Source organism: Paenibacillus sp. FSL K6-2393, assembly GCF_038002545.1.
GTDB lineage: Bacteria > Bacillota > Bacilli > Paenibacillales > Paenibacillaceae > Paenibacillus.
Window position 1 is genome coordinate 5679474 of sequence record NZ_JBBOCU010000001.1, and the last position, 15193, is coordinate 5694666.

At 48.6% G+C, this 15193-nt stretch carries 11 protein-coding genes; 6 read left to right on the forward strand and 5 right to left on the reverse strand.

The genetic code is table 11. From position 1 onward, the window contains the following. Positions 1 to 284 precede the first annotated feature (284 nt). Entirely contained in the window at positions 285 to 2000 is a 1716-nt protein-coding gene (locus MHI14_RS25295) for a sigma 54-interacting transcriptional regulator (protein WP_341131491.1), read from the forward strand. A 47-nt stretch (positions 2001 to 2047) separates the two neighbouring features. Here the strand turns inward: MHI14_RS25295 and MHI14_RS25300 are convergent, their stop codons facing one another. Next, entirely contained in the window at positions 2048 to 4117 is a 2070-nt protein-coding gene (locus MHI14_RS25300) for an nSTAND1 domain-containing NTPase (protein ID WP_341131492.1), read from the reverse strand. Positions 4118 to 4432: 315 nt separating this feature from the next. Between MHI14_RS25300 and MHI14_RS25305 the strand changes: the two genes are divergently transcribed. Continuing rightward, complete coding sequence (locus MHI14_RS25305; RefSeq protein ID WP_124117151.1) at positions 4433 to 4723, forward strand: hypothetical protein; 291 nt, start codon at positions 4433 to 4435, stop codon at positions 4721 to 4723. Between the two features lie 59 nt (positions 4724 to 4782). Here the strand turns inward: MHI14_RS25305 and MHI14_RS25310 are convergent, their stop codons facing one another. Further along, complete coding sequence (locus MHI14_RS25310) at positions 4783 to 6453, reverse strand: PucR family transcriptional regulator (protein ID WP_133386640.1); 1671 nt, start codon at positions 6451 to 6453, stop codon at positions 4783 to 4785. 189 nt (positions 6454 to 6642) lie between these two features. Between MHI14_RS25310 and ald the strand changes: the two genes are divergently transcribed. After that, positions 6643 to 7776, forward strand: a complete 1134-nt coding sequence (gene ald, locus MHI14_RS25315) for an alanine dehydrogenase (RefSeq protein ID WP_133386639.1) — start codon at positions 6643 to 6645, stop codon at positions 7774 to 7776. A 167-nt stretch (positions 7777 to 7943) separates the two neighbouring features. On the opposite strand, the gene MHI14_RS25320 is transcribed toward ald, so the two are convergent. Further along, complete coding sequence (locus MHI14_RS25320) at positions 7944 to 8861, reverse strand: PD-(D/E)XK nuclease family protein (RefSeq protein WP_091034120.1); 918 nt, start codon at positions 8859 to 8861, stop codon at positions 7944 to 7946. A 513-nt stretch (positions 8862 to 9374) separates the two neighbouring features. On the opposite strand from MHI14_RS25320, the gene MHI14_RS25325 reads away from it, so the two are divergent. Further along, complete coding sequence (locus tag MHI14_RS25325) at positions 9375 to 10058, forward strand: serine/threonine protein kinase (protein WP_133386638.1); 684 nt, start codon at positions 9375 to 9377, stop codon at positions 10056 to 10058. Between the two features lie 264 nt (positions 10059 to 10322). Here MHI14_RS25325 and MHI14_RS25330 read toward each other — a convergent pair whose 3' ends face one another. Continuing rightward, positions 10323 to 11219, reverse strand: coding sequence for an AraC family transcriptional regulator (locus MHI14_RS25330; protein ID WP_341131493.1), 897 nt, complete (start codon positions 11217 to 11219; stop codon positions 10323 to 10325). Positions 11220 to 11348: 129 nt separating this feature from the next. Here MHI14_RS25330 and MHI14_RS25335 point away from each other — a divergent pair, with 129 nt between their 5' ends. Continuing rightward, positions 11349 to 12236, forward strand: coding sequence for a sugar phosphate isomerase/epimerase family protein (locus tag MHI14_RS25335; protein WP_289391380.1), 888 nt, complete (start codon positions 11349 to 11351; stop codon positions 12234 to 12236). Positions 12237 to 12284: 48 nt separating this feature from the next. After that, positions 12285 to 13340 carry a Gfo/Idh/MocA family protein gene (locus tag MHI14_RS25340; protein ID WP_133386636.1) on the forward strand — a complete coding sequence of 352 codons (1056 nt, stop codon included), beginning with the start codon at positions 12285 to 12287 and terminating at the stop codon, positions 13338 to 13340. Positions 13341 to 13650: 310 nt separating this feature from the next. Here the strand turns inward: MHI14_RS25340 and MHI14_RS25345 are convergent, their stop codons facing one another. After that, positions 13651 to 14970, reverse strand: coding sequence for a glycoside hydrolase family 125 protein (locus MHI14_RS25345; protein ID WP_341131494.1), 1320 nt, complete (start codon positions 14968 to 14970; stop codon positions 13651 to 13653). Between the last annotated feature and the right edge of the window lie 223 nt (positions 14971 to 15193).

The following is a 15193-nucleotide window of genomic DNA, read 5'->3' on the forward strand; positions in this document are numbered from 1 at the left end:
TAAATAACTCAACCCTCACCTAGATTATTGAATGGCCCATACGAATTAGCATTAATTCCTTTTAATAATAATAAAAGGTAATTCAAGAAATGAAAATCCAACATTTATCTCTTCTGTGCCGACAACATGTATGCTTCATGTCAAAAAATATATACACACCTCATTTGGAAAGTTATAATGTGGGTAACCATCATTCTCCAGTCATTTCATAAGCAAATCACTTGTAAGTAACTTGTGTAAAAGAAGTTGTTTCCAAAAGTTATGTTCTAATTGAGGTGATACCGATGAAACATTTACTTCCAGAATTAATGTATTTATTGCGTACGGATATGGATGTTCTGGATACAGACCTCTCCACACTTACCATTCCGTCATCAACATCGTTGGTAGATGCCTTCTCCTTATTCGACACATCTTCTTATCTATTCATTCAGGATGATGGACCCCTATTGGGATATATCGCCGTATCCGATGTTTTGCATGCCATGATGCATGCACATCGCCTAATAGAAGCTTATTTTGAGACCACACTGGAGACAGCGGGTTCAGCTCTGACATTAATTAATGAAGATGCCAAGGTGGCCTACTGGACAACTGGCGCGGAGCATGTTTTTTCGATCAGCAAAAAAGACATCATCGGACAACCCGCAGCGGACTTTTTTCCTCCAGATCGGCTACAATCTCTCAAGACGTTGTATACCGGTGAAACGGTCTACCGCAAACAGCATCAGCCAAGGCCCGACTTGTTCGCCCTGATTAATGCTCGTCCTGTCCAACTGGATGGACATATTGTGGGTGCAGTTGCTGCTGAAGTGGATATAACAACCGAAATCCGATTACATCAGGAACTATTACATATGACTTCCAAAGTCCAGCATCTGGAGAAAGCCGTTGCTCGGCTACGTCCCGAATTAGATCCATTCGCCAGAATCAAGGGCAGCAGCTTAGTCATCAAGCAGTGCTTGGAGACCATTCGCAAGATCAGTACCACCTCAGCAACCGTACTTATCCTCGGAGAGAGCGGCACAGGCAAGGAGTTATTCGCCAAAGCCATTCATGATCTTCGTGAATTGCAGACTGCACCGTTCATCGCTATTAACTGTGGGGCAATCCCTGCTTCCTTGTTTGAAAGTGAGTTATTCGGTTATGAGAAAGGCGCTTTCTCCGGAGCTGATCCCAAAGGCAAAAAGGGCAAGATTGAGCTTGCCGAAGGGGGGACTCTTTTTCTGGATGAGATCGGTGAGATGCCATTGGAATTACAAGTGAAACTGCTTCGGGTGTTGCAGGAGAAGAGTTACTTTCCTGTGGGGGGAACGCGAATGAAACAGGCCGACTGCCGGATTATCGCTGCGACCAATCAGAATCTATTAAGTATGATTACCCGCAATCAATTCCGGGAAGATCTCTACTATCGGCTGAATGTCATTAACCTTGTCATCCCTCCTTTGCGTATGCGCAAGGAAGATATATATGAATTAACCCAGACGTTCCTTCAAGAATTCTCGTTGCTCTATAACCGTCATATTGAGTTGGTTCCACCTGAAGTGTTCAAGTTGCTGTTCCAATATGATTGGCCAGGCAATGTACGTGAATTACGAAATGTGATCGAACGCCTGACCATTCTGACGACAGATGGTGAGGTGAAGCAGGAATACCTGCCTGATACCCTCACTTCCCTCACCATGCAAGAACAGTCCGAAGTTCAACTGACATCCGGAATTCATTCATATGCCAACATCGAAAATCAGCAACGTCAGGATTCGGCGGGAGCAGAACCAGAACAAGAACCTCGAACGGTTGCAAATGTGGACGAATTAGATACCTCGGATGATTCCGAACTTATCTCCGGTGTTACCTACCAGCAAAAATTGGACACCTATGAGGCGCAACTTCTAATTCAATATCTGAAAGCAGCAGGTGGCAACAAACGAACACTCGCCAAGCAACTTGGTATCTCCCGGGCAACGCTCTATAATCGCATGAAGAGGCTTGGTCTATGACCAGCCTCTTCTTGTCTTTATTATCAGTATGATGAATGAATAGAACCCTACAAAATCCGCGCCAAGCGAGTCAGCGCTGTTCTGAGATGGCGATAAAATGTCGCCCGACTCATGGAACACGTCTGGGCTGCGGCAGTTGGATTGCCAGCATGCGTCCAGTAGGCCGCGTATAACAGCATCTGATCCTGTGGAGATAGGCCATGTACTCTGCCTTCCAACAGATCCATGACATACAGCTGTAACTGGATTCCATCCTTTACTCCTCTAACCCTGCCAGCATATTCATGCAATTCTCCCGGGGAACGAAGATCCCCCAACATCTTGCGAACATCCTGTTCAGTCCAGATTACACCATCCACTTCCGTTGTTTCCGGCTGTATACGATCCTCTGTTGGTTCCGGAGCAAGAAGAGACATGACCCACTCTCCGAATTGCCCATTACGCAAATCCAAATCAAGTACGTCCGCCTGGTCCTCAAATCTGTCGCAGACACGAGTGCGGGTTCTTCGCATCCGGAATCCAATACTCTGCAAAAATAGTTTCAGGTGAGGGTTCGTTGCAACGAGCATCGCTCGCGCACCATCATCCAGTAGAGACAGCCGGTCCAGTGCCATGTATCCCACCAGTTCTTCTCGTGTATAACCAGGCACATCATCTCTTGCCGCAGCTAGCAAAGCTAAGTGAGTATCACTCTGATCCGGGTCATTTTCAAGTTCCTGTGGTGTGAAGCATTCATGCATCTCATTTGGAAAATATTTTAGTAACAACTCACTACTCTCCCTATGTACAAGGATGGTAATGAACATGGCAATTGTCTCCCCAAGCTTGTCACGCATTAATACAATTCCTTCGGGATAACGGTGTGCCAGTTCATCCAGGAAGGGGCCATAGGATACCGCCTGCCATGGTTCCACGCTGTATTCGCACCATTGCTGTAACAGGCTGTGCAGAACGGGCAGATCCTCGCTTCTCATCGTTTCGAGAGGTGAGAACAAGGAATCACGGGACACATCCGCGTACTTGCGGTATTGAAGCATGGATTCCTGACACAGCAACAGCATCTTCCTAGCGATCTGGCGACGCTCACGCGGCCCCGCCTGTTCATGCAGCGGTTTCAGTAACTTCACGATCTTGATACGCATGGTCTGCAACCGATGAGGCTCACGTTGGCGAAAATCTCGTAGTAGATGTACTCTGGCCATATCATGCAGGGCAAGACCATCCGGGCCGGAACGGATAAACGACATCTGTCTCAGCATGTGGTACTCTTCTTTTGTCACGGTCATATCCAGTACTGATGATAATAATTCCTGATTGGCTGTCTCAAGCAGTGTTAGTACCTCCACCACAGGATGCAGCCGGGGTGTCGTAAGTTCCAATAATAATCGAGCACTGATCATATGTGACAGTTCAGCCCATTCGGACTGCGGAAGATTCCTCCTCTGATCCGCAGCTTCTACAGCAAGGGCCAGCCCCAGCGGATGCCCATCGGTCATTCTCGTAATGGTACCTGCCATCCCCTGATTCAGAAAGCCTGCCACCGTGATGTATTCCGTAATCTCATCAATTGTGAAATGTTGAAGCCGCATCTGTATAAACCTCTGATGTAATCGGGGATGTGTCCGCCAGGTGGACGCCAGTTCCGGGCGTGATGCAAGAATGACAAGTATCCCTCTTAACGGAAGTTTGGATACAAAGACTTCCATGAACCAGCTTTCTAACAGAGCAAGCTCTTCATAATTATCCACTGCCAGAACCAATCTCTTCTCGATTGATGTGTCTCTCAGCAGACTCAATGGTCGCGGGGATCCTTCACTATCCATTGTTTCCAAGCCTAATGTAGAGGACAAATAATCCATAAAAACGGAAGGAGTCGCCCCACATGATCGACCATCCATCCAGATTGCCGTCGCACCTCGATCCCGAGAGACAGATAACATCTCTGAAAGCAAGGAAGATTTACCAATGCCTCCCATGCCCGTAATTGAAAATATGGTTAATGGGGCTTCCGGATGATTGAACCACCGCTCCAGTGTCGTCAGTTCCTTGGTTCGACCAATGAAACGTTTGCCATCCTCAAGATATTTGTCGTATTGAGCCTCACTACTGTTTCCCATATATGTCCTCCGTACTAGATACTGGTACTTTTAATATACTTTTTTTCCTCACAAAATTGAGACTATATTGAGACGCGCAATTGCATGTGAAGTGATAGAATCTTGTTAAAAGCCAATTTATAGGAAATATTCAAAACAGCGGACATGGAAACGTTTAACACGGTATATAGACGCCTCCACGCTTCTTCTCAACGTAATGAATCATTCCGCCGATCAAGCACAGCCAACATGCATATGAGCATTTACTGATCTCGAATTCATGCTTCCCTTTCATACCCTACTACCAGCCCGATATTCCAGGAAAGGCGGATTTGTGTGAGAATAAACCTCGATATCTGTAATCTGAGCGGACAACTTGGAATCAATCCCAAACGACTTAATGAATGGCTGCACCAAAGTGGCATTTCAATGGAGGACAATGAAGCAGAACAGGAAGGACGTCCCGACCGGTCGTCACCCCCGTATCGGCTGGCTGCTCCTTCTTCATTATCACTGGCACCTTCCTCCGGTCAAACGAAGCTTTATCGGGGCCGACGCTCCACTTCCACTCTGCAACGCCTGCCTGCTTCATTACGACATACCCGGCGGATTAGTAAAAACTGCTAGACTGTGCTCAAGGTAGTGTAAGATCGATGCACAGTCTGTCTTGCATCCCTTTCACCTCATCAAGAGGATTGCCACTGTCCATTCTCAATCATCGCGTGCGCGAGCAGCGCCATCTCCAGACAGATTCTTCTCCCTTGATCCATGTAACCTGGACCCATCAGTTCTTCCAGCTTCTCCAGTCTGTTGTACAACGTTTGCCGATGAATAAATAACTGGGCGGCCGCATCCCGCTTGGAACCAAAGTTCTGCAGGTAAGCATCTAACGTCTCTACCAATCGCAGGTGATGCGTTTGGTCATGTTCAATCAACATACCCAGGTGATCCTGGACAAAGGGTTGCAGGAAGGATTGGGGCAATGCCTTTAACATTTGATATATACCCATACGTTCGTAAAAGTGAACATGTTCCATCGGATCTACCGATCTCGAAACTTCGATCACCTGATAGGCCTCCTGAAGGCTCTCCGGCAGGCTGGTCAAACGGTTGCGTAACTTGCCAAATCCCACATGAATCATAACCTGCTTCAAGTTACGACTGGCAAACCGTTTCACGTCCTGGGCAATCCCTTCCAGCAATCGCAGCAGTTGATGACGTGCAGCAGCCGATATCGCTTCCTTCGCACAGCACAGATATACCTGATTGTTCTTCAGCATAATCAGGCTAGGCAGATTGTTCTTCTTGAGCAGGGAACGCAGCAGGACAAGAACATCCTGATGATTCGCTTCCATTCGCTCCCGGCCTGTACCCTTTAATCGATGCTCAATCTCGATGACCCCTCCTGCAAACCAGTACTGTCCCTTTACCAGCAAACGAAGCCCCATTCGGGTCTGAGCCTGTTCCTCCTGATGGATGTTGCCATTCATCAGATCCTGGATCAGTTCATTCTGATTGCGGACCATCTTCTCCTCAAGAAACTGGGAACGAAGCGTGAGCGCTGCCGCCGCCTTCGCCGTATAATCGAGCAACAGCTTGAGATATTCCACTGGAGCTGCGGGATGCACAATCATGCCTACAGCCGAAAATACCTGGCCGAAACAGACGACCGGATGACACAGCAGAGCTTTCTCTTCCTCCATGTGGAACCATAATTCAGTATCTGAATCATTCAAATCCAGATGTTCTACCTCCTGCTCATACCAGGTATAGATGGCCTGTTCCATCTCAGGAACAAGTTCGGGCACAAAACTGCCCGGCTCCATGGACGAAATGTACACCACCGGTTTGGCAGCGTACTCATGCAGCAGGTTCAGCACAGCAGACATATCTGTACTCTGTAAAGTTCGTTGCTGAAGCTGACGCGAGTAAGCTTCCAGACTTTTCAGCAGCTGGTGCTGATGATTAATGAGCAGAGAGTGAATATCCTGTGTTATCTCGACAAAACGGACCGGTTGCTCAAATACGATCAGCGGAAACTGGTGTCTGTCCGCCAGTTCAATCAGTTCTTCCGGGATTCCGTATATGCTGGTACCAAACTCCACACATAGCCCCGCTGCCTCACTGCCAATGAGCTGGAGCAGATACTCTTCACGCCCTTCTTCCGATTGAAGCCACAGTCCAGTGGATAAAATAAGATCATGGGGGCTTACAAATGGAGATACATTCGTAATCTCGAGCACATGAACCCAGCCAACCTGACGGTTCACTCCATCCTTCCCTGCCGCTAGTCGTGCTCGGCCAAATACCGGACGTGCAAGGATATCTTTGATCGTAAACACACGGTCATTTCGCAATGGCGATCCCTCTTCGTGTTATTTTTTCTTACATTATAATCCATGGACAAATGTCCTGAACAGTCTTTTTCGACAATATGTTGAGTTCAATTCCTAAAGATTAGACATCAAGTAAGGTGCAAAACGATTATCCAAGTCATAAACTTGTAGTATAAGCTAACAACCAATAAATGGACGAGGTGCATGGTGATGAGAATCGGAATTCCCAAAGAAATCAAGAACAATGAGAATCGTGTAGCAATGACTCCGGCCGGGGCTGCTGATTTCATCAGAGCCGGTCACCAGGTACTGATTGAACAAGGCGCGGGGATCGGCAGTGGATTCACGGATCATGAATATCAAACTGCGGGCGCCGAGATTCGGATTGATGCCAAGTCAGTGTGGGCCGAGGCCGATATGATCATCAAGGTGAAAGAACCGCTTGCCAGTGAATATGGATATTTTCGTCCGGGACTGATTCTGTTCACCTACCTGCACCTCGCAGCGGAACCGGAGCTTGCCAAAGCCCTTATTGCAAGTCGGGTAACGGCCATTGCGTATGAGACGTTGGAGGTCAACAGTGCTCTGCCCCTGCTAACCCCTATGAGTGAAGTTGCAGGCCGCATGGCCTCCCAGATCGGAGCACAGTTACTGGAGAAGACCGAAGGTGGCAAGGGCATTCTGTTGTCCGGTGTACCAGGCGTCAGTCGGGGGAAAGTGGTCATTATCGGTGGCGGAACGGTGGGAACAAATGCAGCCAAAATTGCTATTGGTCTTGGCGCCGATGTGACCATCCTTGATCTGAATTTGAATCGTCTGCGCCAGTTGGATGATATCTTTGGCAATCAGATCCACACACTGGTATCCAGCCCGTCCAACATTGCAACAGCTGTTGCGGCGGCAGATCTGTTGATCTGTGCGGTGCTGATTCCGGGCGCCAAGGCGCCAACGCTTGTCAGCGAGCAAGTGGTTAAGACGATGGCACCGGGCTCGGTCATTGTGGATGTGGCGATTGATCAGGGCGGGATCGTTGAGACCATTGATCATATCACAACACACGATGAACCGACCTATGTGAAACATGGCGTCGTCCATTACGCGGTGGCGAACATGCCGGGCGCCGTGCCGCGTACGTCTACGGTGGCGCTGACCAACGCCACCATGCCTTATGCGCTGCAGCTGGCGAACCACGGTGCAGCCGCCGCGATTCGCGGCAGTTCGTCCATTCGCAGCGCGGTTAACGCGCTGAATGGACATATCACGTATGAGGCGGTTGCCCGTGATCTCGGGCATGCCTATGTGCCTGCGGGTCAGGCGCTGGAGAATACCGCCGCTGTCCAGTAATCTGGATATGATCGTTCCACCCGGCGCCTTGTCGCCAGGCCTGTGGAACGCAATAGAAGCGCAAGTCGGGCAGATGATGTTCCCGGCTTGCGCTTCTTGATTTTTTTCACATATAGGATAGCTTGTTGGTTGGTATAAGGCCTTTTGGTTCCTCCGGTTTTGGTGTTTCAGACTGCTCGCTCACTGCACACTTCGCGGAAGTTGCAATCCCGGCAGGACCGGTGCGATGGCATCGCTGTGAAGTAGGTGACGTCCTTGGGACGGTTATAATACTCATCCTCCACACAGGATCGCATCTCCTCAATGTAACGACCCACGTTCTCCTCCACCTTCCGGATATCCTCTTCTGTTGCTGTAAACTCTCGGTGTTTCCCGGTTAACAAGTACTCCACTCGCAGCTCAATCTGCTCCAAAGGAATTCGGTAGTGTTCTCTCACATAGGATGCGTACAGCATTAGCTGATCCGAGAAGTCATCTTCCTTGCCCGTCTTCCAGTCCACAATGACAATGTTGCCGTTACTGCGCCGATACAACAAGTCCATCTTCACATAAACGCGCGTATCGTGCAGCATCATGGTATCCCATTTCTCAATCTCCAGAATGTCCGTACTTGCCCGGGACAAGTCCTCCCACGTAAGCGTCTGGTACAGGTTACCGACACAGGCCGAAGCCCGTTCCTTAATCGTGGCAATCCGGTCATTCAACGTATCATCCCCGTAATAGATCTCGGACAGCATCGTGCGATTCTTGGGGTTAAGTCGCCACTGATCCGCGTCCATTGATTCCACATACGCCTGATTCAGCAGCTTGCGTATCGTCTGTTCCAGAAAGTGTTCACGCGGTTTGTCTTTGCCCTCTTCCCTGCTGCGTACCGCCGACTCACACATCCGATGCGCGAGGTCCCCGAAGACAAGATACAGATTGCTGAGCTGCTTCAGACGGTACAGACGAACCTGCATCTCATCAGCAGAGTCTGCCTTCCAGCCGTTATGGGCACCGTAATAATGATAATAATATTTGCGCAGGCACTCATCGAACATACTCGCCCGCGACTGCGAATAAGACCACTGCGGGTATTGTGCCATAAGTAATCTGCCTTTCTGTATGCCGGATCTGTATGAGATCCCTTAATGCTCACAGTATAAAGCCCGGGCAACCTTGCCGCAAGCGCGCTTCCGTTATTTTCTTCTGACGCAACCGTTTCCGATTCGATCCGTATCGTTTATATAGTAACATCACCAAAAGATGAAATTGCGGAGCAGAACGCTTAATATACTTTATAGAGGGCAGCGAATCCGGGACCTGGATGCTAGTACGGGTCTAGCCCGGGGCCAGTGCGGGCCCGGCGCTAACGAATCTCACACACCTTATCACATGGATCATGAGGTTTTACGGAATCTAACGAACCCCAGACACGCTAATTAGTCTTATTTCGATTGTAGAACGTGTTTATTGCAAGCAAATGAGCCAAAAGCGTGTCTCTGATTCGTTACATTTTCAGATCTGCCGATTTTCGTGAAATAAGACTTACTCCGTTCGTTAGAAAATGATTATATGAAAAAAATTGTACAGGCATATCCTAAAAGGAGGCACCACCCATGAATCGACCGGATTGGTTCCAGGCGGAAGAAGCATTACAACAGATCCAAGTCATCGGAAGCGACCGGAATGAGCTCGTGAACATCATCGGCGATGTAGAAGGATTAAAATGCATTGGCACAGGTACAGACGCGGCTGTATTTACGTATGACGGCTTGCCGCAGTATGCCTTCAAGATGTACTCGGATCATGCCTTGGACAAACTCGAAAATGAAAAGCAGGTGTACGAACAGCTCAAAGGCCTGCCATACTTTCCTACCTATTACGGCAGTGGCCTGAACGTGCTCGTGATCAGTTTTGAACCCGGGGATACCTTGCTGGAATGTTTGGAAAAAGGAATCCCTGTCCCCGAGCAGGTGATGCTCGATGTGGACGCAGCGCGAGAAGCCGTTCGCAGCCGCGGGCTGAACCCTCGCGACATTCATCTAAAAAATGTAATTCTTCAGAACGGACGCGGGAAAGTGATTGACGTATCCGAGTATATTCAGGACGGCAATGACAATCGCTGGGAGCACCTTGTCTGGGCCTATCACAACATCTATCCACGGATCAAAGGAACGCCCATATCCCCACGCATGCTGCAAACGATCAAATGGGGATACAATCAGTTCGATCATGCCAACGTCAAAATGGACGACCTCGCCAAGAAAGCCAATCGTCTGTTCTCCAGATTTATGAAATGAGCACGTTGTACACATAGATAATTGTCTTAATATTATTGAATCAAAACCACCCGGATTACAGCCTTGAAGAGGCCTTTATCCGGGTTATTCTTTGTATATGTGCCTATGCGCATGATTATTGTTACGGTAATCACTGCTGTGTGTGCTCCACTTCTACTTCTACTTCTACTTCTACTTCTGCTCACAATTTCGACTGCGAGTTACTTAGGGTTACAACCATCTTTATAGACATTTTATTGGAGACTACTGCTAAACTGGTCGCGCTCAATCTTCTTTTCTCCCCCGCCCCTGCGAGGGGGTCATGCCCTTGTACTGTTTGTATAACTTTGTAAAATAGTTGGCGTTGTCGCAGCCAACTCTGGCGGCGATCTCTGTAATGGTCAGACTACTGCCTTGCAGCAGTTGCTCTGCCTCACTCATCCTGCACCCGTTCACGTATTCCACAAAGGTACGTCCGGTCAGCTTTTTGAACATTTTGCAGAAGTGATACGCATTCAATCCCACATGACTTGCCGCTTCCGTAACAGACATCTTACCTGTGGGGTCCGCTTCAATCTGTGCAATCAACTGTTTGAAACGTTCGCGGTTGGGAAAATACGATCCGACCGATTTATCCGGTAGCTGCTGCGGCATAAAGGTTCGCGCAAGCAGGGTGAACAAGGCATGCAGCTTGGATTTCACCACGAGCTGATAAGCCGGGGGCTGTAACGCCATTTCCTCTACGGCTTCATTCAGCAAAGAATAATAGCCTACGCAGGCTGTGTTTTCCTCTGCCGGTTTGACCGGAAATCTCACTCTTCCTTCCAAATACGGCGCGACATATTGCTCATGCACAGGATCATGAGTGAAATCATGGAACAGTGCACGGTTCACTACAACGGAATCATAATGCACATCCCCCTCATCCAGAGCATATCCAACATGCAATGTGCCTCCCGGAATGATAATGACCTCACCTGCTCGAACCACATAAGGTTTGCTATCAATATGAAAAAGCGCACTTCCCTTGCGCATGATAATCAGTTCAAAATGTTCATGCCAATGCAAATACAGAATGCATTCTTCAGCTTTCATATCTGAACACCGATTTTGGAACAGCTGAAATGGATGTGATTTATGGTCAATTCGGGTATTTTCGTGAAGCGCTTTCAGATCCAGCACGACTTCTTCCCCCTCTTCACAAGATCCGACTAATATTACACAAGATTGTGTAGAGCCATCCCATTAATGCACGGCTATAATGAGTGTGTCACGAAGTACTATAAGCCAATATTGGAGTGAATTACAACCATGAATAAATCATTACGCATCGGTACCCTTGTAGGCGGGCAGGACGCCGTCCGCGTTATCCCGCAGATCATGCAACACGGCTTCGAATCATTTAACCTCACCTTCTGGCAAACGACAGGCGATCTGGATCTAGCCGAGACAGCCAAACGTGTCCGTGAAATCGTGGACGAACAGGGCATTGTTATTTCAGCGGTGAGTGTGTTTGGTAACCCGCTAACTGGAGCCGGAGACAACGCCGATACACTGGCAAGTTGGGAGCGAGTGATCGATAATGCACAGCTCTTCGGTGCAGATATCGTCTCCGGGTTCACTGGAAGATTGACCGATCAACCCATTAACGAGTCCATCCCCCGGTTCAAGGAAGTATTTGGTGAACTGGCACGCCGGGCAGCAGACCGGGGTGTACGCATTGCTTTTGAAAACTGTGATATGGGTGGCACCTGGCAGACAGGCGACTGGAACATTGCCCATAACCCGACGGCCTGGGAGATGATGTTTGATGCTGTTCCAGATGAAAATGTCGGGCTGGAGTGGGAGCCTTGCCATCAAATGTCCAGCCTGATCGATCCTATTCCACAGCTACGCAAATGGGCTCATAAAGTCTTCCACGTACATGGCAAAGATGCCACGATTGCCTGGGATATTGTCAAGGAATACGGCGTACACGGTCCACGGGAATTTGTCTGGCACCGCACACCCGGCTTCGGGGATAACAACTGGGCAGACATTATCACCATTCTGCGTCAGAACGGTTATCAGGGCACGATTGATATTGAAGGCTGGCATGATCCCGTCTACAAAGACGAACTCGAAATGACCGGACAGGTGCATGCATTGCGATATTTGAAACAATGCCGCGGCGGCGATTTTGTGCCTAATCCGGTATAGGAAACCATGCGAGCTGTATAACACAATCCATACGAAGGAGATGAGAACATGACTCATCCTTATCGGGTAATTATCGCTGGCTGCGGTGCTATGGCAAACACGTGGGCGGACTATGCCTTGCAAAGGCCGGATACAGAAATCGTCGGACTGGTCGATCTGTATGAACAGACAGCCATTACTTTTGCTACAAGACATGGCCTCACCTGCCCTACGTTCACCGATATCCGTGAAGGCATTCAAGCGACTGGCGCGAATATCGTATTCGATGTCACGATTCCGGCGAGTCATTACGGCATTGCCATGACAGCCTTGAAGGAAGGATGTCATGTATTTGGCGAGAAACCACTAGCAGAGTCCTTCTCCGAATGCACAGACATTGTGCAAACCGCTCGCAGCACAGGACACATTCAAGCCGTCATGCAAAATCGCCGGTTCGATCCGCGTATCCGCGCCTACCAGCACCTCATTTCCGGCGGGGCTATAGGGCAGGTAGGTTACGCAGGAGCCGACTTCTTCCTCGGGCCACACTTCGGCGGATTCCGGGATATGATGGATAGTCCGCTGCTGCTCGATATGGCGATACATACGTTTGATCAGGCACGGTATATTCTCGGAGCCAACCCGGTATCGGTGTACTGCCATGAGTTCAATCCTCCAGGTTCCTGGTATCAGGGCAATGCGATGGCGTTATGTATATTTGAGATGTCTGACGGGTCCGTATTCAACTATCGCGGATCCTGGTGCGCAGAAGGTGTACCCACATCATGGGAAGCAAGCTGGCGCGTAATCGGTGAAAAAGGAACCGCCATCTGGGATGGTCATGATGACATCTATGCTGAAGTAGTTGCTGCGCAAAGCCTGGATGCTGACGGCAAACCATCCTTTTTCCAGCCAAGTGAGCGGATTGAAGCGGAACTGCCTGTCATGGACAAAACAGGTCATCACGGCTGTCTCGAAGACATGTTCGCTGCACTGGAATCCGGACGATTACCTGAGACCGATTGCAGCGATAACCAGTTCAGCATGGCTATGGTCCTCGCATCCTTGGAAAGCGCACGCACAGGCCAGAAAGTCTTCATCGCTGACCTGCTGAAAAACACATAGCGCAGCACCTGTGTATCTCATCATAAACAAAGCCCAAACTGCAAAGTTCAGCAGTTTGGGCTTTCTTGTTTTTTTTACCTACTCTCCTATTCTAAAAATGATGTCGTTCAAAAACAGTCGCGCTCGATAGTAAAAGTAGTGCAGGGAACGAAATCGATTCTGAAGAAGCAAAGCGTTCGCCTTTATCACCGGATTTCGACTTTACAAAAGGCGATCAAGAAATCCGGGGATAACAGCGATCAAAAGAACGATTCGTAACCGGAACGGCCACTTCACGAGCAGCAAGAACTCTTTTTTTATAATGTATCTTTTATAGAATTCCTTTTTTCATTGCCTTATACACCAGTTGCGAGAACAGGCTGTTGGACCAGGCGAACCATGGTCTGGTGAACGTGTTGGGATCATCGGCGTGGAAGCCTTCATGCATATATCCGGTACCCGCATCCGTACTTTCCAGCAATGCAATCATCGCCAGTATTTCCTCGTCATTGTCTGCGGTTAAGCCCTGCATGGATAACGCCATGTGCCAGATGTATCCCGGAGGGGTGTGGGGGCTACCTATTCCTTTGGCTACCTTCCCTTCATAATAGAATGGATTTTCCTTACTCAAAATGAATCGCCGTGTGTTCTGATACACCTTGTCTTCAATCGAAGCATACTCCATATACGGAATGGACATCAGTCCAGGCGTGCCCGCATCATCAATCAGACAAAAGTTACCGTAACCGTCCGTCTCATAGGCATAAATCTGTCCATACTCTGGATGACGATAAGTACCGTACAGGGAGATACCGTGTCGTATTTCTTCTTCCAAACGAGCCATCCGGCTTACCAGTTGTTCATCCCTGAACACCCACTTCGCGATCTCCCCCATCTGACGCAAGGTTACCGCAGCGAACATGTTCGCCGGAATATTATAATGAAAATCACAGGCATCATCACTCGGACGAAATCCGGACCAGATCATCCCCGTGTAATTTACGGGCATACCCAATCCTTCATTACGCAGCGTATCATGGGCTGGACAATTTCGACGCATGAACCGGTAAGGTGATTGCTCTGTGTGATGCTGTTCTGTCTCCCATAGGTGTACGATATTCTCCATCACTTTCTTGAAGCGCTCATCGAATATATCCGTAAGTTCCGTCTCCCGCCAATATGTATAAGCCAGCTTCATGGAGAAACAAAGGGAATCCAGCTCAAACTTCCGTTCCCATACCCAAGGTGACATCTCCGTCTCATCATTAGCATCCCAATGCCATCCATTCGCCGTTTCATTGAATGCATTGGCATAGATATCCTTATCAGCGTAGAACGTATGACGTTTGATCAGGCCTCCAATGATACGCTGCAACTTCTCATCATTCTTCGCAAGTGGAACATAGTGCATGACCTGCTCTACGGAATCCCTTAACCACATGGCGGGAATATCCCCTGTAATTACAAAGGTTGTTCCATCATCGAGCAGCTTTGTAGTCGTTTCCAGCGTATTGGGAAAACAATTGCGAAATTGAGCCAGCAACCTCGGTCGATGTTGCAAACGCTCGTCCGCCTCAGTCAGAATATCCTGCACAGCTTGCGGTAATTCCAGATGCGGCATAGGGATTTTCGGTAATCTGAACTGTTCCATGGATGTTGTCTCCTTTGAATTGAGGTTTTATGTATAAGTTGACAAAAGATTATTTACACTGGCACTACGATGACAGAACAACTCTCCAATCGCTGTTATCCCCAGATTTTTTCGATCCCCTTTCTCAAGGGGAAATCCGGTGATAAAGGCGCACGCTTCGCTTTGTCAATTTTTTTCTGTCCTCTCCGTTATCGTGTAAATGATTAGTTCAACTTATATAGAT